Annotated in this window: 19 protein-coding genes; 3 read left to right on the top strand and 16 right to left on the bottom strand. The window is 46.8% G+C overall.

From position 1 onward, the window contains the following. A complete protein-coding gene (locus DFP97_RS24105) occupies window positions 1-1,605 on the bottom strand; it encodes a response regulator transcription factor (protein ID WP_114383137.1) in 1,605 nt (534 codons plus the stop codon). 427 nt (window positions 1,606-2,032) lie between these two features. Here DFP97_RS24105 and DFP97_RS24100 point away from each other — a divergent pair, with 427 nt between their 5' ends. After that, on the top strand, window positions 2,033-4,426 hold the full coding sequence (locus tag DFP97_RS24100; RefSeq protein ID WP_245976575.1) for a lamin tail domain-containing protein: 2,394 nt from the start codon (window positions 2,033-2,035) through the stop codon (window positions 4,424-4,426). A gap of 25 nt (window positions 4,427-4,451) precedes the next feature. Here DFP97_RS24100 and DFP97_RS24095 read toward each other — a convergent pair whose 3' ends face one another. Both DFP97_RS24095 and DFP97_RS24090 read right to left on the bottom strand, forming a co-directional pair. Next, complete coding sequence (locus DFP97_RS24095; protein ID WP_114383135.1) at window positions 4,452-5,294, bottom strand: CPBP family intramembrane glutamic endopeptidase; 843 nt, start codon at window positions 5,292-5,294, stop codon at window positions 4,452-4,454. Beyond that, the gene (locus tag DFP97_RS24090; protein ID WP_114383133.1) at window positions 5,291-5,857 is read right to left on the bottom strand and encodes a PadR family transcriptional regulator; all 567 of its coding nucleotides are present in this window, start codon (window positions 5,855-5,857) and stop codon (window positions 5,291-5,293) included. Before DFP97_RS24090 ends, DFP97_RS24095 begins: the two co-directional genes overlap by 4 nt. A 182-nt stretch (window positions 5,858-6,039) precedes the next feature. Here DFP97_RS24090 and DFP97_RS24085 point away from each other — a divergent pair, with 182 nt between their 5' ends. Continuing rightward, window positions 6,040-6,546 carry a TetR/AcrR family transcriptional regulator gene (locus DFP97_RS24085; RefSeq protein WP_114383131.1) on the top strand — a complete coding sequence of 169 codons (507 nt, stop codon included), beginning with the start codon at window positions 6,040-6,042 and terminating at the stop codon, window positions 6,544-6,546. Between the two features lie 87 nt (window positions 6,547-6,633). Continuing rightward, window positions 6,634-7,464, top strand: coding sequence for a hypothetical protein (locus DFP97_RS24080; protein WP_245976574.1), 831 nt, complete (start codon window positions 6,634-6,636; stop codon window positions 7,462-7,464). Between the two features lie 105 nt (window positions 7,465-7,569). On the opposite strand, the gene DFP97_RS24075 is transcribed toward DFP97_RS24080, so the two are convergent. From DFP97_RS24075 to DFP97_RS24015, 13 genes are all read right to left on the bottom strand, one after another. Beyond that, the gene (locus tag DFP97_RS24075; RefSeq protein ID WP_114383127.1) at window positions 7,570-7,884 is read right to left on the bottom strand and encodes a cupin domain-containing protein; all 315 of its coding nucleotides are present in this window, start codon (window positions 7,882-7,884) and stop codon (window positions 7,570-7,572) included. 22 nt (window positions 7,885-7,906) lie between these two features. After that, window positions 7,907-9,781, bottom strand: a complete 1,875-nt coding sequence (locus DFP97_RS24070) for an alginate lyase family protein (RefSeq protein WP_114383126.1) — start codon at window positions 9,779-9,781, stop codon at window positions 7,907-7,909. 81 nt (window positions 9,782-9,862) lie between these two features. Then, the gene (locus DFP97_RS24065) at window positions 9,863-11,269 is read right to left on the bottom strand and encodes an ABC transporter substrate-binding protein (protein WP_114383124.1); all 1,407 of its coding nucleotides are present in this window, start codon (window positions 11,267-11,269) and stop codon (window positions 9,863-9,865) included. A 142-nt stretch (window positions 11,270-11,411) separates the two neighbouring features. Continuing rightward, on the bottom strand, window positions 11,412-13,037 hold the full coding sequence (locus tag DFP97_RS24060) for a response regulator transcription factor (RefSeq protein WP_114383122.1): 1,626 nt from the start codon (window positions 13,035-13,037) through the stop codon (window positions 11,412-11,414). Continuing rightward, complete coding sequence (locus DFP97_RS24055; protein ID WP_114383121.1) at window positions 13,034-14,797, bottom strand: sensor histidine kinase; 1,764 nt, start codon at window positions 14,795-14,797, stop codon at window positions 13,034-13,036. Before DFP97_RS24055 ends, DFP97_RS24060 begins: the two co-directional genes overlap by 4 nt. 27 nt (window positions 14,798-14,824) lie before the next feature. Further along, entirely contained in the window at window positions 14,825-15,646 is an 822-nt protein-coding gene (locus tag DFP97_RS24050) for a carbohydrate ABC transporter permease (protein WP_114383262.1), read from the bottom strand. Window positions 15,647-15,674: 28 nt separating this feature from the next. After that, window positions 15,675-16,565, bottom strand: coding sequence for a carbohydrate ABC transporter permease (locus DFP97_RS24045; protein ID WP_114383119.1), 891 nt, complete (start codon window positions 16,563-16,565; stop codon window positions 15,675-15,677). A 303-nt stretch (window positions 16,566-16,868) separates the two neighbouring features. Next, window positions 16,869-17,303 carry a hypothetical protein gene (locus DFP97_RS24040; RefSeq protein WP_114383117.1) on the bottom strand — a complete coding sequence of 145 codons (435 nt, stop codon included), beginning with the start codon at window positions 17,301-17,303 and terminating at the stop codon, window positions 16,869-16,871. Between the two features lie 186 nt (window positions 17,304-17,489). Then, complete coding sequence (locus tag DFP97_RS24035) at window positions 17,490-17,936, bottom strand: VOC family protein (protein ID WP_114383115.1); 447 nt, start codon at window positions 17,934-17,936, stop codon at window positions 17,490-17,492. 323 nt (window positions 17,937-18,259) lie between these two features. After that, window positions 18,260-18,913, bottom strand: a complete 654-nt coding sequence (locus DFP97_RS24030; protein ID WP_114383113.1) for a DUF4304 domain-containing protein — start codon at window positions 18,911-18,913, stop codon at window positions 18,260-18,262. A 125-nt stretch (window positions 18,914-19,038) separates the two neighbouring features. Next, window positions 19,039-19,932 (bottom strand): metal-dependent hydrolase, encoded by an 894-nt coding sequence (locus tag DFP97_RS24025; protein WP_114383112.1) that lies wholly within the window; start codon window positions 19,930-19,932, stop codon window positions 19,039-19,041. A gap of 486 nt (window positions 19,933-20,418) precedes the next feature. After that, window positions 20,419-21,033, bottom strand: coding sequence for a hypothetical protein (locus DFP97_RS24020; protein ID WP_114383111.1), 615 nt, complete (start codon window positions 21,031-21,033; stop codon window positions 20,419-20,421). Between the two features lie 211 nt (window positions 21,034-21,244). Then, entirely contained in the window at window positions 21,245-21,955 is a 711-nt protein-coding gene (locus tag DFP97_RS24015; protein WP_147275089.1) for an NHL repeat-containing protein, read from the bottom strand. Window positions 21,956-21,970 lie beyond the last annotated feature (15 nt).

Below are 21,970 nucleotides of genomic sequence, written 5' to 3'. Positions count from 1 at the left end.
TCAGTTTGAGAACATTCTCCGAAACTCTTCGGGTGAATACATAAACATTTTTTTAAATACCTTATTAAAATATTTGATATCTTTATAGCCGACCTGGCTGGCGATATCCGCCACCCTATGATCCGAGTGAAGGAGCAGACTGCGTGCTTTCTGCATCCGGGTTTTCACCAGAAAATCGGTAAAAGAAACTTGGAAATGGTTCTTGAACAGAATGCTGAAGTAAGAGGGATTATAAAAGAACCGCTGCGCTACCGTCTCCAGCCCCAAATCCTCGTGGAGATGCTCCTCCATATACTCACGGCATTTCTGCATGATCATTTCACTGCGCGAACCCTTATCCTTCTTCATCTGATTCACGATGTCCGTAAGCAAACGCGCAGCGGTGCCTTTCGTATCCTGCAAAGAGTCTGACGCAAGGAGCTCCCGATCGATCCGATCGGTGAGGCCGCGGCAGATTTCTTTGTCGAGTACCGGTTCGGCACGCTTGATGCACGTTAACAGCAGATGGATCGCATGACATTTCATGCGGAAAGGAGATGGATAGGCGGCCGCAATGTTATCCAGAATGGCATCCAGCTTTGCGACCGCAAGCTCCACGTCGCTTTCTGTCACCGCCTCATCTAAAGCATCGGTATCACCCGGCGTGATAGGCGCGTTTGCAGCTTTGTCCAGCATATTCTCAAGCGCATCCGCGGACAGCCACATGCCTTCGGGAAAATAATAAAGATATTCCAGCGCCGTTCCGGCACTCCCGCAGCACTTGCGGATATCCTTTTCGAGGCTGGCGGCTTCCGTACCGATTCCCGCGCAAATCGAACGGCTGTATACATTCCCGAGCTGAGCCAGAGCCGTCCGGAGCTTCTCCAGAACTTCCGTTCCCGACACACCGGGCTTCCATGCAACAACCACATAAAGCCGGTCCTTCTCGTGCTCGGGTGCAATTACCAGGTTCTCTCCAAAAGGGCAAAGCGTTTGCTTAATCGCCCGTTTCAGAATGCTCTTCCATTCGCTCTCCGATTCCATGCGGGCGGCCGCCTTAGTCTTTAGAATCAGCACCGTGCCGCATCCGGCAGCCGTGAAATGGCTGTTGACTTCACTCTCTTCAGACGGCTGCAATTCTTCGGTCATCCATTTATACAACAGGTGCTCCAGATAAACGGATTTCGTGTGGTCCAGCTGGTCAGTCAGGTTTTTCTCCTGCGTTTGCCGGCTGCTCTCCTTGTCGATTTGCTGTTCCAAATCGACAAGGATGGCTTCAACATGCTCGCTGCTTACCGGCTTTACCAAATAATCCTTGGCTCCGAGACGCAATGCCCGCTGCGCATATTCGAATTCGTGGAATACGCTTACAAAAACAACTTTAGGAGGTTTGGCTTCTTCTTTATTTAATGCTTCCAGAAACTCAATGCCGTTCACAATCGGCATCTGAATATCCGTAAATACAATGTCAAGCGAATGGTTCCGCGAAAGCTCGAATGCTTCTTTGCCATTTTTCGCCTCGTGGACCCGGTACTCCGGCCGCAGCGAGCGAATCATTGCGGCCAGTCCGCGCCGCTGCTTGGGCTCGTCGTCAACGACCAAGATTTCGGTCTGAATGGATGGCATGCGAATATCCCCCTAAACATTTCTCTCAATATATTGATGTTTGCACGGTATTTCCCGCGTATGTCTATTGTGCTCCGCTCGGCCTCGAACGCGCCACATCTGTGATATAGAGCTAAATTAGCTCTAAATCTCGAAAACTAACAAATATTGCAAATATAGAGCTAGAAAATAGCTCTATATTTATGTCACGCATGACAGGTAATTGCTACTTCTATTATAAATGGCGCTGTTTACTTTTGGATAGAAAGAACCGGCGAAAATGATTGGAAAGGAGGGATTTTATTGGGTTTCTCTGTAAAGTAACTTGTTGGCGGTAATTATTTCTCATACAAATTTTCACCAAACCTTATCATATGGCAACATTTGTATATGCTAGAATGATCCTGTGTAGAGAGATTCGAAAAATACTAGATAGGAGATGAGTTTAATGAAAGCTAGCTATCCCATGCTTCGTGTGTTCCTGGCTTCAGCTTTAAGCTTCAGCGTTTTATTCTCCAGTTTTAGTTATGCACCGCAGGCTCATGCAGAGGGTCCGAACGATCCGGCTCCTGAAATCCTGCATGTCGGAACAGCTAACGGAAAAAAAGTACTTTTCGATAATACGCACGGTCAAACGGCAGGTGCAGCGGATTGGGTCATTGATGGCGCGTTCTCCGACTTCGGAAATGCTTTGGCCAATGAGGGCTATGATGTCAAGGAGCTGCGTAAATCAACTCCAATCGTCCTAAGCGACCTGTCCGCTTATGACGTCTTCGTAGTTGGAGAAGCGAATATTCCATACAAAACGTCGGAGCAAGCAGCTATGCTCCAGTATGTGCAGAATGGCGGCAGTATTTTTTTTATAGCGGATCATTATAATGCGGACCGGAACAAGAACCGTTGGGATTCCTCAGAGGTGTTTAATGGCTACCGCCGCGGAGCTTGGGAGAATCCTGCACTTGGCATGTCCACGGAAGAAAGCAGTTCCGCAGCGATGAGCGGCGTGGCCAGCTCCGATTGGCTGGCTGCCAACTTTGGAGTCCGCTTCAGGTACAACGCCATTGGCGATGTAACGGCTAACCAGATTGTAGCTCCATCGCAAGCCTTCAATATTACAGCCGGCGTATCTACAGTAGCCATGCATGCCGGGTCAACACTAGCTATTATCGATCCTAATAAGGCAAAAGGGATTGTATACCTGCCTGCCACCACCGCAAAATGGAGCAATGCAGTCGATCAAGGCGTGTATGCAGGAGGCGGAACCGCCGAAGGTCCTTATGCTGCTATATCCAAGGTAGGCGCAGGCAAAGCTGCCTTCATCGGCGATTCTTCTCCGGTAGAGGATGCGACTCCGAAGTACAAAAGGGAAGAAACTGGCGGCACCAAAACAACCTACGCCGGCTTTTCAGAACAAAATGACGCGACTCTCCTAGTCAATACAGTGAACTGGCTTTCCACGAAGGAAAGCTATACAAGCTTGAATCAAGTCAGCGGTCTTACGCTTGACCAAGCTACACCGCTTCTTGCTATGGAAAATCCCCAGACATCCACCGAACCGCAAAGCGAGCCATGGGCTGCTCCGGCAGCAGGCTACAAATGGTATGATCCTTCTACGTTCAAAGCGGGTTCTTACGGCTACGGTACGACAGGCGGAGGATCCGGAGGGGGCGGAACTTCAGGGATCTTCTTCTCCGAATATATAGAAGGCAGCAGCTACAACAAAGCGGTTGAAATTTACAACGGCACGGGTACAAGCGTTGATTTGACCGGATATTCCGTTAGCTTATCGAACACCGGAACAGCTATTAATTTAAGTGGAACATTGTCAAATGGCGATGTTTACGTGATAGCGAATTCTAGCGCGTCCGCCGGTATTTTGTCAAAAGCAGACCTGCAATCCAGCAATTTAAGCTTTAATGGTGATGATTCCGTTACGTTGATTAAGAATGGAACTAGCCTCGACGCCATCGGTACCGCAGGTACTTCATTTGGCACCGATAAAACGCTTGTCCGTAAAGGAACGATCACTTCCGGTACAACCACTTACAATGCATCTCAATGGGATGCTTATGCGATTGATACTATTTCCAACCTCGGCAGCCATACGGTTACGGCGTCCAACCAACCTCCAGTCGTGGCGAATCCGATTGCCAATCAGAGCGCTGCGGCAGGCGGTAGTGCGATAATCATTGATGCCACGAATACATTCAGCGATCCTGATGGCAATGCGCTCACTCTTACGGCTGTTTCGAGCAATACATCCATCGCTACCGTTAGTGTTTCCGGCAAGCAGATTACCGTTAACCCGCTGGCGGCAGGCACAGCTACCATTACGGCTACTGCTGCTGACGGGAACGGAGGCTCCGTTAGCACATCCTTTACGGTCACCGTTACCGCAACAGCTGTCATGATTCTAAACGAAGCTTTCGAGAGCGGAAGCAAGGGCTCTTACACAGCAGGAAATGTCACTCTCGCGACAGGCTCATGGAATATGGATAATGCTTTAATCGGCAACCTGAGTACGGATAAGAAAAATGGACTGCAGGCTGCCCGTATTAAAGCAGCAGGCTCCATCTCGATGAACTTCAATGCTGCCGGTGCGAAAACGGTCAAAATAAGCCACGCCAACTTCGGCACAGACACAGGCGCGACCTGGAAGCTGCAGAAATCCATAAACAACGGCTCGAGCTGGACCGATGTGACGGGAACCTTTTCAAGCTCCTCCACCCTGGCTGTTCAGAGCATTACCGTAAACGAGACTGCCAGCGTTCGCTTCCGCATACTCGTATCCGGCACAGCCGGCAGTCGTATCAATATCGACGATGTTCAAATCTACAACTAAAGCTGCAATTCATCGAAAAAAAAGCTCAGGCAATGTACATGCCTGAGCTTTTACTTTTTATAAGCGTTGTATTCCTTCTATACAGCCAGAATCCCACTAGTAAGGCAATCACAATAGGGATTACTCCCGAAGTTGGCATAACCAAAAATTCATATGCTTTAGGTACGACCAGGTAGTTTTTTAAAAACAAAGTATCCAGAACGGAATTTCCTACTGTATGCATGATCAAAGCGGGCCATACGCTTCGGGTGATGATCCATATTTCCCCAAACACGATGGATAAAGCTGCAACGCCAATTAACATACGTGGAATAAAGGTGATCATACTTTCGGTAGTGTGCATAATGACAAAGGTATAGGGAATATGCCACGCGCCCCAAATCAGTCCGACGCAAATATGAAAGAAAAGCCTGTTGGATCCGATCGAATACAGCTTCGGAGCCAGGTAACCTCTCCAAGCAAATTCTTCGAAAATATTTTTAATAAAAGCAGGTATGAGGGCCATCCCAAATGCAGCTACAAATGATGATGATAAATTCGCTGCATCCAGCCACTTTAAATTATGCCCTAACAAAATAATGATCACAGCCAAAATGGGGAAGAAAAGAATGCTAACAATGTAAGGGAAGGTATTCCCCTTCAGGTTTAGCTTAATACCGAAATCCTTCCAACCATCTCCCATGAAAGAACGAAGAATAACCATCGTAAGAAGAGGTGAAACAATCCAAATCAGCATGCCAAGACTGCCGTTGTCATCCGTACCGACCTTCAAATCCACTAGCCGGCCTATCCATCCGCAGCTTAATACAATCAGTGAAAAAATAATGATATTTCTTAGCGTTTTTTTATCGTTTGCTCTTTCGTTCATGAGCCATCATCCTGCCCTATTTTATTTTTTATCTGCGTTAAATATTTCTCATACCACTCGTTCAAAAAAGTATAATAGTCCAAGCCAAATGTTAATGTAGCCATTCTGCTTTCGATCTTTCCGGTATCCAAAGGTTCTTTAATCTTCGCAATCTGTTCGAGTGACATTTGTTTCATCATCGTCATGGTTGCTATCACGGATCTAATTTCATGCAAATATTGTTCGACCAATTCAATCTTCCGGTCCTGTTCCACATAATTAAAGAAATACATTTTCACAAGCGCCGGATCTCTTGGCTTTTCTAAATCGATTGCTTGAGAAGCCCAGTTAAAAAAATCTTTTTTGCCTTCATCCGTAATTTGATAGACTTTCTTTACTCTCTCTCCTTGATACTCCTCCGAAAATGTAACATGACTATTGCTCATCAGCTTCTTCAGCGCAGGTTGAATGCTGCCTTGGCTCGCATTGTAAAAATACCCTGTACTTTTTTCCATCGTTTTTTGGAGATCGTACGAGGATTTATCCCCGTCCAAAAGCAATCCTAAAATGATTTTATCCTGCATATGCCCTCCGTTTATGTCTTATAGATATGTCTTATAGATATATAATGAATGTTTTATCTTGAGATGTCAATAGTTGGATATGTTGAAGCCTGACTATACCCGATATTAACACCTTGACATTATTTCAAATTCGAGAAATAATAAATTTATTTATTAATAAATAAATAAAAGGGGATGAGAGAATGGTCGTCCGCGAAGATCGGAAAGAACAGATCATCGATAAAGCCGTGGGGGTATTCGCGGAACAGGGATATTACAAAGCGACGACGGCTCTGGTAGCAAAGGCGGCGGGCGTAACGCAGCCTTATGTGTTTCATTTCTTCGCCAGCAAGGAAGAGTTGTTCAAGGCGGTCGTTGACCGGGCAGTGACCCGCATTTATGAAACGTTCTCGGGGATCGAAGCGCCGGCCGACCGGTTGGAGGAAACGATGGGAATGGCGTTCGTATCGATCATGAACGTGCATCGTGACGAAATTTTGCTTGTCATGCAGGCGTACACCATCGCCGAACCCGTCATTCGGGAACATGTCAGGGACAAATTCGCTATCATTTACAAGGTGATAACCGCCAAGTTCCACGAGGCCCATATTCCGAATGCGGAAGCGGCGGCAAGCCAATTCATCGGAACCGGTTTGCTTATTACACTATCGGAAGTATTGAATTTGCCTCAATTGCTTTGTTTCAAATAAGGGCTGAGCAAGCGGTTAATTAGGTGGCGGCAACATGCCGCCAAGGACGTGAACGGGAGGCTGTTCGCAGGTGAACGATTGCTTGTCATGATCGGTCTGCTAGGTTTTGCGCTTGCCGCAATCATTGCTCTTTACATCGGATTCAATGGAGCGGCCGTACTGCCGGAAGGGAATTTGGAAAGCGCGTTTTCGTTCGATGCAGCAATCGGGTTATTTATCCTGTCCATTGCCGCAATCATGCCGTTATCCGGCCTTAGTTCCCGCAAACGGGCAATAATCCGGTGGCTATTTATTCAAGGCACTCTCTATTCCTACGCCGCGGAGACGATCCAGCATTTCCGCGGCATCAATCCGCGGTTCTCGCAGGCCGGCACGATTGCCGACTCGATATTCAGCGCTTTATTCGGTCTGGAATCGCTCTTGATTATCGTCGCCACCGTGCTGCTTGCGATCCCTTTTTTCCGCAAAGGTCGGCCCGAAACGCGCCCGCTGCTTGTGCTAGGCATCCGCTATGCGTTCGTGTCAACGATGGTCGCCTTCGCCGGAGGTGTGTCGATGATCGTGCTGCAGGGCCGCTATATGGGAGACGCCGGCAACCTGATCGTCCTTCACGGGCTTGGCTTCCATGCGCTGCAGGCACTTCCGCTGCTCGGTTGGCTGCTTGAACGGGCAAATACAGACGGGAAGACCGCCCGCACGTGGATACACGCCGGCAGCATCGCATGGATGATAACGATCCTTCTCATCGCCGTCCAAACCGCTCTCGGCCTTACCGCATTCGAACTGACGGTTCTCCCGGTTCTCGCCGGCGTCATGCTGCTTGTATGGCTCGCTGCCGCCGCAGTCTCCGTTCGCAAGCTGCTGAAGTCGACGGATGGCGAATCGCTCTTCAATCTCTTGAAAGATAGGGGATTTTAACGATGGAGAGTCACCCTTAAACTTACTATAAATGCAGTAAGGGAGCCGCTACATGGCTCCCCAAATCCTTTCTTATCTTTGCCGTCGGCCTGCGGGCAGTCCGTGCTATCCGATTAAGTCCTGCCTGATTGGAGTGAAGGTGTCTAGCAGCTTGCTCTTCTGAAGGGCGCGGCATCCATGCTCGGCAAGGCTCGGAATGTAGATCGTCTCTCCCGCCGAAACGACGACTTTCTCTCCGTTGACCGAAAATTCCAACTGCCCTTCCATACAGTAAGAAAACTGTTCATGCACATGACTGTGCAAATAACCCTCCGCTCCTTCCTCGAAATGAACCTCCATCATCATGATCGTCTGGCCCGGAGTAAATATTTTCCGTTTTACGCCCGGCTCGGCGTTTTCCCATACGTTCAATCTGCTCATAGCAGCGTACTCCCCTTTCTATTCAATTTATATGAAACCGGGTTGTTTCTCCAGTCCTGCTCATGCTAAGGATGGGACGGCTGCGTTCATCCGTGCTAACTCTCCACTCCGCTGGCTGCAATTCACCGCTGCCGCGGCACGGCCTCAGCACAGTAATAAACCAAGCGCCTTCCTCCGATGTCATCAGACCCTGAAGCACCTTAAGGGGCTGCATCGTCATCGGATGGACCGATTCCCAGCTGTCCTCCACGTCAAGCTCCAACGCTTCAGGTCCAAAAACAAGCATTTCGCACCCGAGCGGCGAAGTTCCGCCTGCCAATCCGCTGCCTTTGGCGTAAAACTTGGCAGCATGCTCCTCCACCAGCTTTTCCACTTCCCAGTTCAGCAGCCTGCTGTGCAGACGATGTTGATAGGTATGACCTCCCGTTCCCGTCAAGCGGTCATAGATAACCCACTCGCCGCTTTCCAGAAACCACACGGCACGCTTATGAATAATGCCGCGGCCCGCATACCCGTCATGCTCCGCGCAAATCATCTGTCTCTGGGGCTCCCAAGCCGTCAAAGCTACCCGCGCCTCCGGCTCTCCCCACCGCTGCGTGCGCAAATAAGGCGTTTGATCCTGCCCGTCCACAAGGACGGTGTTATGCGCGGACGTACTTTTGAAATAACGGCGCCAAGGGTTCTCCATATAGGTGTAAGTCCCCGGATCCACGAACAAAGCTTCGCCGTATGCGCACAATTCGAAGGAAAGCGCATCCGCATGCCCATGAGGGCCCCCTAACGCAGCAGCATCGAAAATCAGCTTCTGCTCGCCGTCGCCAAGCCCGTAATACCCGGCTTCCGGGAATGCGAAAGGCAGCTTCTCACCGTTAGCAAAAGCCTGGAGCCTCCTGCCATCATCATCCGCAAGCAATTCGCCAATCCGCTCAGGACCAACCGTCCAAAACTGCTCATGCAGCTGCTCGGCAAGCATCCAGTCCGGGTAATTATAGTAAAGGGCCGCCGCGTTGAGATCAGGCGGGTGGCTCGCATAGGAATCCGCGAACGGAGCCATGCTGCCGTCCTGCCTAGTCATGCAGCACGAGAATCGCACCATCCCGGCCAAAATGCGCTCATACTCCTCAGAGAACGCGAGCCCCCGCTTTTTCAACATAACCGCGCAATCGATGAACAGCTCTAGCGATACCATATGATAGTGCGGAGTAAGCTCTGAATGAACGCCATCGGGCAGTACCTGCACGCGAATGCACTCTTCCAGCCTTTCGACCGCGATGCTGCACCACCCCGCGCTCTCCTCCCATGACGCGAAGGTAAGCCCTGCGCTAAGCAGGCCGATCATATGCATGATAGAATGGTTGATTTCTATGCTTGCGGTGTAGGTCGAGAGGAACCAGGCATGCTCCTTGACGGATTCGAAAAATCGCCGCTCCGAGCCTTCGGTCCAGCTTTCCGACCCATGAAAGAAATGATAAGCGTAAACCCATTGGCGAAGCCTAAGACCCGTCTCCAGCAGCCGCCAGGGACCGGGCCTTTGAAAATACGTGATTTCTTCTGCCGGCAAACCGCGCGGGCACTGCTGGGTATCGATCCATCCCATAATATGCTCCAAGGCTTTGGCCGCATATTTCTCGTCGCCGGTACAGGCATAAGCGATACCTAAGGAACGGAGATGCTTAAAGCGGTTAATTCCCCAAGTAAATTCCTTGTCTCCGGTCGGATTATGAAGCCAATCGATCGGAGAGCCCATGTCGATCCCGGTATTTTTCCAAATAAAGCTGCTCCACTCGTACCATCGGTTTGCCTCCGCAATCGCTTCCGACGCCTTCTCGGGAAAAAGCAGTTTGAAACGATCTCCCCACTCTCTTCTTTGCCCTGTTCGAAAGAACAAATGGTCCACCCGAATCCTCTCCTCCTCTCAGTAAAACAAAAATAAAAACAAAGGCTGCCCTTGCTGGCAGCCTCTCCTTCAACTGAACGGCTATTCGCCGAGGGAGCCCTGAAGGCTCTTGGCACTGAATGCCGGATCGGCCTTGATATTCGTCAGTCCTTCCGCACGCGCCGCTGCGAGCGCCTTTCCATATCTGACGTTCAGATCCGAAATGGCAGCATCCAGCTCCTGATTATCCGTCAAAATATACTCAATAAACACATCCGACATTTTTTTGCCTTCCAGCTTCGTCTCTGTGATCGACAGAGGAGTCGCCGGATAGATCCCGTCATACTTAGTTGGGAGAAATCCGTCTATACCTGGCAGCTCAGGCTTGCCTGCCGCCTCGTTGACGAATGGCAGAACCGAAATTCCAAGCCCTTTCTCCTGGTATTCCGAACGAAGCTCCGTGCTGTACAAGAACTCCAAAAACTTCACAGCTGCCTCCTGCTTATCCGATTTAGCGCTGATCCCCAAATAACCGGCTGCATTGACCCATGTAACGCCGTTAATTTGGCCGTCCTTCGTAGGTACGATCGTCGATGCCCAGCGAATGTCCGTCGGAAACTGCGAGGTGTACACCGCCGGTTCACTGGAATGGTTCACATACATCCCGATTTTGCCTTGTGCGAATTGCGCGCGCAGCGGATCGATGTCCAGTGATTCAGCCCCGGGGATCATGCTGCCGTCCTTTTTGATTTGGTGAAGCGCTTCCGCGATATCACGGAACATGCCGAAGTCGAATTCCCCTGTTTGATAATTAAAGCCTTCGTGGCTGGTGTCCGAGCCGAGCGAGCCCGATGCATAAGCCGGACGCGTAAATCCGGAACCGTTTTTAAAATTGCTTGCAAAACCATAAATGCCTTCCGACTTGCCCACTTCGGTTATTTTCTTTGCATACTCGACCATTTCATCAAGCGTTTTTGGAGGCTCGGTGTAGCCGGCCTTCTCCAGCAAATCCACATTATACAGCAGCCGCCAGAACTGACCGGTATTAGGAAGCGTATAGACATGGCCATCCATGGCATAAATATTTTCAACCAGCAGACCATCGAATTTCGCCAGGAACTCCTTGCTGAGCAGCGTATCAAGCGGGGCAAAGTAGCCTTTATTCACGTAAGTTTGAAAATCACCGCTCTTGAATATGTCAGGAGCCTGATTACTCGCAAACGCAACCTCCACCGCCTGATTGTAATTATCCGCCATTACCTTCATTTCCACTTCAATATTATCTGTATTCGTGGCGTTATAGGTATCCACCTGCTGCTGCATATAATCCATATCATGACGATCCATCGTCCAATAGGCAATTTTGGTCTTGGCAGCGCCGCTGCCCCCCTCCTCAGCCTCCGGCTTTGCATTCGGCCCGTTATTGGTCGAGCATGCCGCCAGCATTAATGCAATAACCAGCAAGTAACAGACCGAAAGCGTACTCTTCGTGACAAACCTATTCTTCATCTGCTGTACCTCCCCTTTGTTTGGCAAGCGGTGTTCCTCGGCACATCCCGTCCGGTTCACCTTGCTGACCTCATTTTAGCACCTAATCGCGTCCAGCCATGAAGGACAAAAACACGATCCTGGGAGGGGAAAATCACTCTGATTAGCCGTCATGGCCCGCTCCTTCATATTTGGTCCGAAATTCCGTGGGCGTTACGCCCGTATGCTTCTTGAACAGCTCGCTGAAATACGGCCTGTCCCGGTAGCCGAGCTCGAAGGTGATATCCTGTACCTGCATGCCTTCCAGAAGCAGCTCCTTTGCTTTCTCCATTCGCGCAGACGTCACGTACTGCATGAACGTCATCCCCGTTTCCTTCTTAAACAGGATGGAGAAATAGCTCGGGCTCAAATGCACGACATTCGCACATTCCTGTACCGTCAGGTCATTACTAAGCCGGCTGCGCACATAATTCAGAGCCTGATGGATCAGCTGGCCGACATCATTTTTCTGACGCTTCTGAAGCCATTCGCAGCCGGTTAGCCCCAAATCCTTCACATCCCTCATCAGCTCGGCGGTTGACAGATAGCGTCCCTTCTTCATGGCGCTTAAACGCTCATCAAGCCACATGCGCTGATTGGGGTCGGCTTTCTCGGCTATGACGCGGTACATGGAGAAAGCCAGCCCGTAGAATAAATTCGTCATGACTTCGGGATCGGGCGGTGCCGGATAGCGCAAGCATTCCTCGAAAATGCTTGCGAGCAGCCGCTCCGTCCCCTCCCGGTTGCCCGACCGCAGGCAGTACAGCAGCTCCATCTCCTTGTCCGCGGAATAATGCGGCGTAATAGGATCCTGCCGTTCAATATCGCTGTAGGAAATAATACAGCCGCTGCCGGAATAAAACTGGTAGCTGAGCGCCGTTTTGGCTTGATCATAGGAAAGAGCGATCTCGCCGATCCCTTCCACCCGGCCTCCAACGCCAATCGAAATATCACGTTTCGCATATTGCTTTACATTGTGCCTGCAGGCTTCTGCGAGAGCGGGCACATCCACTCCCTTATCCGGATTCAGCAAAATGACGAACTGGCTCGAATGCTCCCGGAACACGATCCCTTTCGCCAGCTTCTTAATGGTTTCCTCCATAATATTTTGAACGGCAAACCGGGTAAGCTCTACTTCGCGTACGGACAATGGTGAACGCTCGTTCATTAACCCGTCGATTTGAACGGACATAGCCACGAAACCGCGTAGTTCCATGTCAATGCCGAGAAACTCCCATTTGTCATAAGCCCGCTCAGGCAGCTCATCATGGCGGATCAGCAGACGGAAGTACTCCTGGCGCAAATAAGGGAGGCTTTCCCTTACCTTCCTCTCCAGCGCCATCCGGTCCAGCTGTTCCAGCCTTTGCGCCTCAATCAGGGCTTTGGCGCGCAGCACGACATCCACAATCTGCTGCGTCGTAAACGGCTTGACCAAATAATCGAATGCCCCGAGCCGTACCGACTCCTGAGCATAAGCGAAATCGGAATAGCCGCTGAAAAAAATAACCTTTGCCCCTTGCTCTCCGCCTTCCTTTAACTCCCGGACCATATCGATTCCGCTTCGCATCGGCATCCGGATGTCAGTCAGAACGATATCGGGGCGCTTGTCCTTGATCAATTGCAGGCCATCCTTGCCGTTCGCGGCCGTGCCCGCGATTTCTATTCCGTGCTCCGACCATGGAATCTTCTTCAGGATGCCGTCTATAACCGTTTTCACATCATCTATAACGCACATCGTAATCCCGTTCATCCGTTTATCACCTCTTGAATAGGAATGATGAGCTTAACTGACGTTTGCACGCCCGGCTCGCTTTCAAGCTTCATAGAAGCCTTGTACCCGTAATACAGCGATAGCCTGGCTCGAACGTTGGAAAGCGCATAGCTGGTTCGCTCCGCCTCTGTCCCGTTCAGTATCTTTTCGACGCGGGCCGCATCCATCCCGCTGCCGTTGTCGGTTACGGTGAGCGTCAGGAAACCGTCGGCAGCAGCAGCCTCGATCCGGATTCGCCCCTGATGAGGCAGCTCCTGAAAGCCGTGCAAAATCGAATTTTCCACGAGCGGCTGCAGCAGGATTTTGAGCACGGGAATATTCATCAGCTTCTCATCCACCGCCACTATTTCATATTGAAACAAATCGGGATAACACATCGCCTGCAAACTCAAATATTGCGCAACATGCTCGAGTTCCTGCCGGAGCGTTGTAATCTCTCTGCCATTGTTAAGCCCAAGCCGGAACAGCAGCGAAAGCGAAACAATCATCCCGCTGACATCTTGATGCTCCTCCATTTCGCTTTTCCAATAAATCGTATTTAAAGTATTATACAAAAAATGGGGATCAATCTGCGCCTGCAGCGCTTTGATTTCTGATTTTCGTTTTTCCTGCTCGGATGCCTTGACCTCTTCGATTAATTCGCCGATCTGCCCGAGCATCCGGTTGAACTTGTGGCCGACCTGACTGATCTCATCTTCGAACACGCTCTCGAATCGGACGTCGAGATGATTCTGCTCTACCTTAAACATAAGATTGCGAAGCTTGAACAACGGCTTTAGCAGAAGCTCCGACAGCATGCTGGACATGATCAGGGCCAGCACGACGCAGACGCCCATGATCGTTAGAATCGTCCAGCGCATATGCTGGACGGGAGCCAGCAGCTTAGACTTGGATTGATAGCCGATGAGCACCCAATCCGGATTCATGCCAAGCGCCGCATAGTTAACCAGATAAGAGTTGCCGCTCTCCGATAAATATTCAAAGTGGCCTCTGTCGCTGCTGCCGATCCGTTCATTCAGCTGCATATTCTCCGGCATGGCGGGCACGGAGGAGAATACTTCCTGACTGCTGCGGTCAACGACGAGCTGCCCGAGGTTGCCCTCCTGCAAATGAGCCTGTATCAGCTCTTGCAAATGATCTTCCCGGATATTAACAACTACATAAACGCCCGGCAGCTGCATTTCGAATAAAGGCTTAATGATTAAGGAAATAACCGGGTTTCCCCTGCTGAACAGCTCCTCGGCATGCCCCCGCACCCAAAGCGTGCTCCACCGCTTCTGGGTGTCCAGAATCATCTCATTGATCGAAGTATCTTCAAAATCAACCGCCATGCTGCGCCTGCTCTCCGTCGGATAAAAATCGCCAATTGGCGTATGCACCAATACCGAGTCTATTGACTGCTCGGCAAGCATCATTTGGGCAAAGGGAGTTTGCAGCTGGGAGAGCCTGTTATAGTAATCCTTGCTGTTATTTGCCTGGGCATCGCGCATTGTACGCTGAAACGGCTCTCCCATCATGAAGGTAGAGACCGAAACGACGATATTCCGCAAGCGTTCATCGAATACTTGCGCCGTTTTATTCAGCGTATCCTGGCTTGTCTTTGTCGCCTGGTTTTCCATTTCATGAGAAAAAAACACGGAAACATAGGTTCCCGTGACTGAAATGCAAACGACGGTCAGTAAAACGAATGAGACCCAAAGCCGTTTTTTTAGAGACATTTTTCTGAATAAACGTTTCATGTTGTCCAGCGCCTTAATATTAGATTATCAGCCCTTAACGGAGCCGACCGTTACCTGCATGAAGGAGCGGTTTGCGAAAATGTATACGATTAGAAGGGGTAAAATAGAGATACATGCGCCTGCCAGCATCAGCTGATTCTCCACCGCCGCCCCCGCCCCGTACCTCAGGTTGGCCAGGCCGACAGGAAGCGTTTGCAGATCAGGCCGCGACAGCGAGAAAACAAGCGGCAGTATATATTCGTTCCATGCGTTCCGGAAGGTGAACAACGCCACGACAGCCAGTGCAGGCCTGAGGAGCGGTAAAATGATTCTCCAGAAGGTGGAATAGAAATTGCAGCCGTCAATGAGCGCAGCCTCATCCAAATCCTTCGGAATGCCGCGGAAAAAGCCAATGATCATGAAAAACGCCGTAGCGTGGGCGCTAATTAAAATGATTATGACACCCCATAATGATTTCTGCAATCCAATGGATACCATCAGATCGAACTGCGGCCGCAGCACTACGGCTCCGATGGATATGAACAGCGTGAACGATTGGAGAAAAATGAACAGCTTCTTTCCCTTGAAGGCGACGCGGTCGACAGCATAAGCCGCCATAGCGGATACGAGTAAAGTACCAACCGTAGCGAAAACGGCTACATATAAGCTGTTAAATGTAAAGCCGGAAAAATCGGCTTGATTCCATGCTTGCACATAGTTCTGGAATTGCCACTTTAAAGGGAGAAGCGTCGCTCCCGTCGTCAGCTCCAGATTCGTCTTGAAGGAGCCCAGCAGCGCGATGATGATCGGAAACAGCATGAGCGCCCCCGTGATCAGCAGCAGCAGCCATAACGGCGTTCTGATTAGCATTTTACGAATGGTCAAGTTCCTTCCCCCTTTAATAAACGTTGTTCAGCTTTTTCGACATCGAGAAGTAAAGCCAGGTGACTAAACCGACGATTATGGCAGTCGTGAAGCCGACCGCGCTGCCATATCCGATGTTCTGAACGGAGGTCCCCGTCGTGGTCAGCGGGAAAAACAGCTTGTAAAGGTACAAGTACATGACTTCCGTTTTGCCGAAAGGGCCGCCTTCCGTTAATACCATGATGCTCTCATAGCCTTTAAGTGAGGTCGTGATTGCCAGCATGATGATCATCTGCAGCACAGGCCCCAGCATTGGAATCGTAATATACCACAAGCGCTGGGCCGGATTCACGCCGTCCAGCGACGCCGCCTCATAGACGTCCTCCGGGATGTTCTGAAGTCCGGCAATGAAGAGCAGCATATAGTTGCCTACAGCTCCCCAGACCGCGATAACAACGATAGTCAGCATCGCATAAGCTGCGCCTAGCCAATCGATTGGTCCGGACACGATATTCAGCTTTAGCAGGTATTGATTAATAATGCCGTTGTAAGAGTTAAATACGATATAGAATACGATGGACATGACCGATGCGCTGAAGATCGTCGGCAGAAAAAATATCGCCCTGAAGGCATGCCGCCCACGCAGCTTGCGGTTCAGTATAACAGCCAAAATAAGCGATAATGGCAGCGTAATAATGAGCTTGCCGCCCGCATATATGAAAGTGTTAACAACGGACTGCCAAAACTCGGTATCCCGGGCAACCCTCGCAAAATTGCCGAGTCCGATAAATTTTGGCGTACCGTAGCCCTGATAATCGTAGAACATATATCGAAGCGCCCATATTACCGGATAAATGCCGAGTGCCATTGTCAGAAAAAAGCTGGGAAAGCTGAACAAATAGGCTCCGATTCGATTTTTATGCATGCTTTCATCTCCTCCCGTCTCGTAGCTTCATTGTATAGGATGCCGCCAGGCATACGGGATGGGGCAATCAATGAAGCTGGGGGGACGAAACCACTATTGTCCTGTTTGTCCTTGATCGAAACTATAATCTTCGTAGGATTCTTTTTTTAAAAGGGTGGGTATTTTTTTGGCAGTAAAGATCTGGAAAAAATGTGGGGAATTAAACTCTGAAGAAACCAGCCCCTCTAAGGACTGGTTTATGATGCGTTCATTCAATATCGTTATCCGTTAGAGTCTTCAGGCTAGTCGCCCATCGAATCGAGTTTATAACTTCCTCATTGCCGTTTGAATCTTCTCACCGAACTTCGTATTTTTTTCTCGGGAGCTAAAATAAATTACCAAAGCGTTTTTTTGCTCATAAACTATGGGATATGACACTAATTTGGCTGTTTCTATGTGCTGATTAAAAATTTTAAGTCCTTCTATTCGAGCCTTTTCAGAATCGAAAATATAAACGGAAATAGATTCGGGTTTGGAACTTTCTATTGGATTCGAAATATTGAATACATTGGGTTTTACATTGTTAAGATTAGAAAATGCATCATCAGCTTGCCCTTTTGAAATTAACTTAGGACCTTCAGCTTGAATTGCTTGAATAACATTTTCTACCGTGAATTTGTCCTCTTCTTTTTCACTGTTTGTGCAGCCTGTGATAAAAGCAACAATTGCAAGCATGAAAATAATAATTCGAAATTTCATTTCACATTCCCCTTATTTCGCAGATACTCCTTTGACGTTCTATTTGTTCAATTGTTCCGTTCAACCATTTGGTAATTAGTGGGTCTTCTCCAGTGCTGTTAAGCTATCCTGAAAAACGGCAGCCGGATATTCGACTGCCGTTGATTCCTTTTTACAGGTGTGAATGTACTAATTTTTCTATTTCGATTATTCTTGCAGCCGTCCCTGAATTTTGAAATTCAGCATCTCTAAATAGTGAGAATTATACATAATGCCAAGAATGTTACCAAATGGATCTGTAACGGAAGCCGTGATGAAGCCCTCTCCGCGCTGTACGAGTGGTTCGTACTCTTTCGCTCCCATGGCTTTCAAATTGTTAAGTGTAGCTTCAATATCATCAACATGCCAGTACATGATGGCACCACCTGAGCCAGCCACTGCATTAGCCGGTTCAAAACGTCGATGGATCAGTCCCAGTTCGTGTTGGTAGTCCCCTATGCGAAACTCGGCATAAGCAAGTTTACCATCAGGCCCTGAGCGTTCAAAATAAGGCGCTATGCCCAGCAGCTCTGAATACCACACCTTTGCCGCCTCCATATCATCTGCCCAATAACTGATAGTCGCAAATCCTCGTAATGTTTGTTTTATACTCATATCAATTTTCCTCCTATAATAAAAATGACTATTCTTTATTGCCATTATAAAGAACTATTACTGACACCTATATGTCAGTGTTTTGTTTTTCTTTAAAGGGAATTGGCGTAATCACGTAACAACAGATTCATAGAAAACTGAAAAAATTCAAATCGGTGATCCACTAGCACAACTACCCGCTAGGTGAACAATAGGCTGCCGACTATGCCGGCAGCCTTGTCCTGGTGTTATTCTACCGTACCCGTAATAACAGGATGTGATGTAATGGTCCACAGTTCCTTCGTTTATGAAACTATTCATCTCCAATAGCGAGATAATATGTATTATTTGAATTTACTCGATTTCAAATACGCTTTAATATGTGGCTCGAATGCTTGGTTATTCATTAACTTCTCCATTACAGCCAATCCTTCACTGACCAGTCCATTCTCCATTTTTTTCACAGCTATGAATAATTGACCGAGAAGTGGAACGTTGGCTTTATCTATTAGATAGTGATATATTTCTTCTTCACTTTTTAAAAGTTCAATTAATGTTAAGACCTTTGTTATATCTTCAACAATTATATTTTTTACAATGATTGGGTCTTTCCAAACCCAACTATATCTTTGAAAGGGGTTATTAGGATTCATGTCATCCTCTGTTAAACCCCTATATGGTTCAAACCCAGGAATTTCCCCCATCTTATACCACTCAGAGTTAAAATATAAATCATATACTCCCGAATAGAATTTAGATGGCAACACTATTTCCATTTTTCGCGCAAAATTAGGTAAGCACACTGAACCGACTATTGTGAATGTTGCATACATAGACGAATTATTTCTGCTCTTTTGAATATGAGCTGTGACTAAAACATCATTTGTTTCCCGAATTAGATTCCTCCCGCTACGTTTGAAACCTGCGGAAAAAAACATAGGATCAATAGTATCTGCAATGAACTCTTTTAGTTTATTCGCATAATGGATTTCAGACAAATGGCTTCCTCCTTCTGGTAGATATCAATTGCCACGTTAACCTGCCCATTACTTAAACAAAGAAAGGAGCCACCGCTTACCGATCTACTTATTATAGTTGCCCCTTAGCATAATGGAAGCGAACATCATTTCGCCCCCATACCCTCGGTAATCAGTTGAGTTTTAGTATCCACAGGAACTAAACTCCATATATTATCTTGGAGGAAAAATACATATTTATCTCCCTCCCGATTTTCAGCTAAAATTACAGCGTTATCACCAGCCTGAGTTTCCTTTTTTACAAAGAAAGGTTGTTCGTTGTTCATTGCTGATTCTCGGTAGACCCTTTCCATCTTATCCTTCCCAGTAGGACTTATGATGACTTCACCTTTTGAATTGTAGATATAATTTACATTGACAAAATTATCCTTTGTCAATAGCGGTACAATACCCCTAATATCCCTTTGCGAGTCAGTTATATTATATCCTAATTTCCAATAATCACTTAACTCCTCGACTTGATATTCTTCTAAGGGATACACACTTATAACCGCGTTTCCTGTAAGAGCATATTTCTCACCGATGTGTTGTTCTATTTGCAACACCGTGATTAATTTTATTCCCAAATAAATAATTACAAGGGAAACAAACATCCAATCAACAAATAGCTTTCGTTTGATCGGAAGGAGGAAACTAACGATTCCGATTAAAATAGGAAACCAGACTGTGGGATCGCTAAGAAAAATGAGGTGCAGGGAAAAGGCCTTTTGTGAAATTGGATAGAACATATGTACTCCATGCCCCAGATAATCAACAAAGATGTGACCTATCAGCACACTCCCCGTTACACTTAAATATAAGGATAAATAGGTGCGGTTAAAAATAAACCTCTTAAGTAGGTAAGCTATTGGTATCATTATCAAAGACATTATAAGAATAGAATGTGACCACGGCGAAATATCACGAGGCCCAAAAAAATCTGGGAATATACCAAAAAATCCTCCCATCGAAATAAAGGCGATTTTATTATAGAAAGACATCTTTTGTCTTCCCGCCAGTAGAGTGCAAATAAACCCCCCTACAAGAAAATGTGTAAGAATATGCATTGCTAACACGACCGAAATAAAAACACCTCATATCTTATTTGAATGTGTAGTTCCCTTAAAATTACCTATACTTTTCCATTTTTATGCAATTTAATCTTTATGTCAATAGAGTTAGTGTCCTTTTAGTTCCCGCCATAATTTCCAACTATTGAGCTATCCTGTCAGTTACTTAAATAAACAAGACTAAACTATCCTGACCGTTCGAGATGAAACAAAAAGAACGGCTGTCAATGTAGCCGTTCTCGAAAATCTGTCACAGCTTATGAAAATCCAATTCCGTGATTGTTGATTTCTTACCATAAGAAAAACCGCCATATCATTAGGCAGCTAATTCTGAACTATCGTACCTGTTAATGAATGGGTTCCCGAAGTGAGAATATGGTGTTATCAGAAGGTCGTAAGGTCGTGACCATTGAAATATTAAATATCGTTGAAGTAATACATTTTAAAATAGGATTTGAGTAATCTCGATTCTGAATGCTTTTCATATATTTTTTTCATTAATTCTTTCCAGTACGTTTTAATTTCTTTATAATCAGCATTTAAAAAAACTTGTTCATTCGTGTTGCTTTTCATAATTTCTAATATTTCTTCTAAGTCAATACATGCCTGTTTCCATACACTATAGTCTTTTTCGGTTTGAATAATATCATATAAACTGATTTGAATGTTTTCAAAAAATTGAGAAACCTCAGCCACTGAATCATGTCGATTCTTATCTTCGATTGTAAGATTCCAGTGATTTGATGCAATTGAAGATGTATGTGCAGCTAATTTCATGTCCGATGTAATTTCAAGCAGCCAGGTCTTAACATCTTCTTTATTAGTAGTATCCTTTTTTATTTTTTCATTTACTAATTGAATTGTACTATATGTATTCATTATGCCAATCACATAAAAACGATTTACTAATTGAGAGTATGAAGCTGTCTCTACCTGTCTTAGCTCTTTAAATTTAGCGAAAAAAATAATATTTGTCATTACCAAGATAATTAAAATTATTATGACACCAATTTTCTTATAATTCTTGTTCATTTTTTAATGTTCAACTTCTTTCAATAAGATTCATTCACAAGACTTTCTGGTCGACCTCATTTTTGCGTTATCATAAGATCTAAACAATTAGACGTGACCAACATATGCGCATAACTGCTAGTTAGCGTGGGGAAGGGGCTGCCAATTGGCAGTCCGGTATTGAACTATAGTACTCGTTACTTCAATGGTAGAAAATGATTATTCTACCTGCTCACAGAACATAAATACCAGATTCCAGTCTCACGTATTCTTTGTTTGTGGTTCTAATATACTCCCAAACAGGTTCATCAAACGTTCTGTAATCCGTTATTTGCAAATTGCTCACATCAACTTTCCTGATCCGACAATTGCCCATATCACATACATATAATGAATGATCATAGAACGCAATACTTTCAGGAAATGAAAATATGGATTCATCAAATCGGTCACCAAGCGATACTTGCTCGGTGAATGAATCTAAGCTATACCTTTTGATTGTATGCGCAGTTGGATATGCCAGCCATATTGATTGGCTCTGAATTTCTATATCATATATAGTATCGTAGTTATCTTCATACGCATGTGTTAAAACGCCATGTAAATTGAATTTTTTAATAACACCGTCCTGATAAAAACAAACATATATATTACCAGAAGAATCATAGGAAGTGTCTGTTATTGTCTCCTTATAAATAGCAGAAATACTTTTGTATGCTCCGCGGTATTTTGACCTAAAATATTCTTCACCGCTTATTTTTGTCAGCTCTTCGTGGTAAGTATAAAAATCGTTCTTTTCTCCTCGTTCCCCACTAAAATGAAAAAGGATTCGATCACAATCTTTAACCATACCCCAACCATTAAAGATGTACTTCAGCTCATCACCCCACTTATAACACATTCGCTCTTTAACCTGCCAGTTAGCGTAACGATGGGCTACCACGCGGTTCCTTTCAGT

Source organism: Paenibacillus prosopidis, from assembly GCF_003337375.1.
GTDB classification, from domain to species: Bacteria; Bacillota; Bacilli; order Paenibacillales; family Paenibacillaceae; genus Pristimantibacillus; species Pristimantibacillus prosopidis.
Note: the sequence above shows the minus strand (reverse complement) of the source record. Positions and strands in the feature narration are given on the sequence as shown.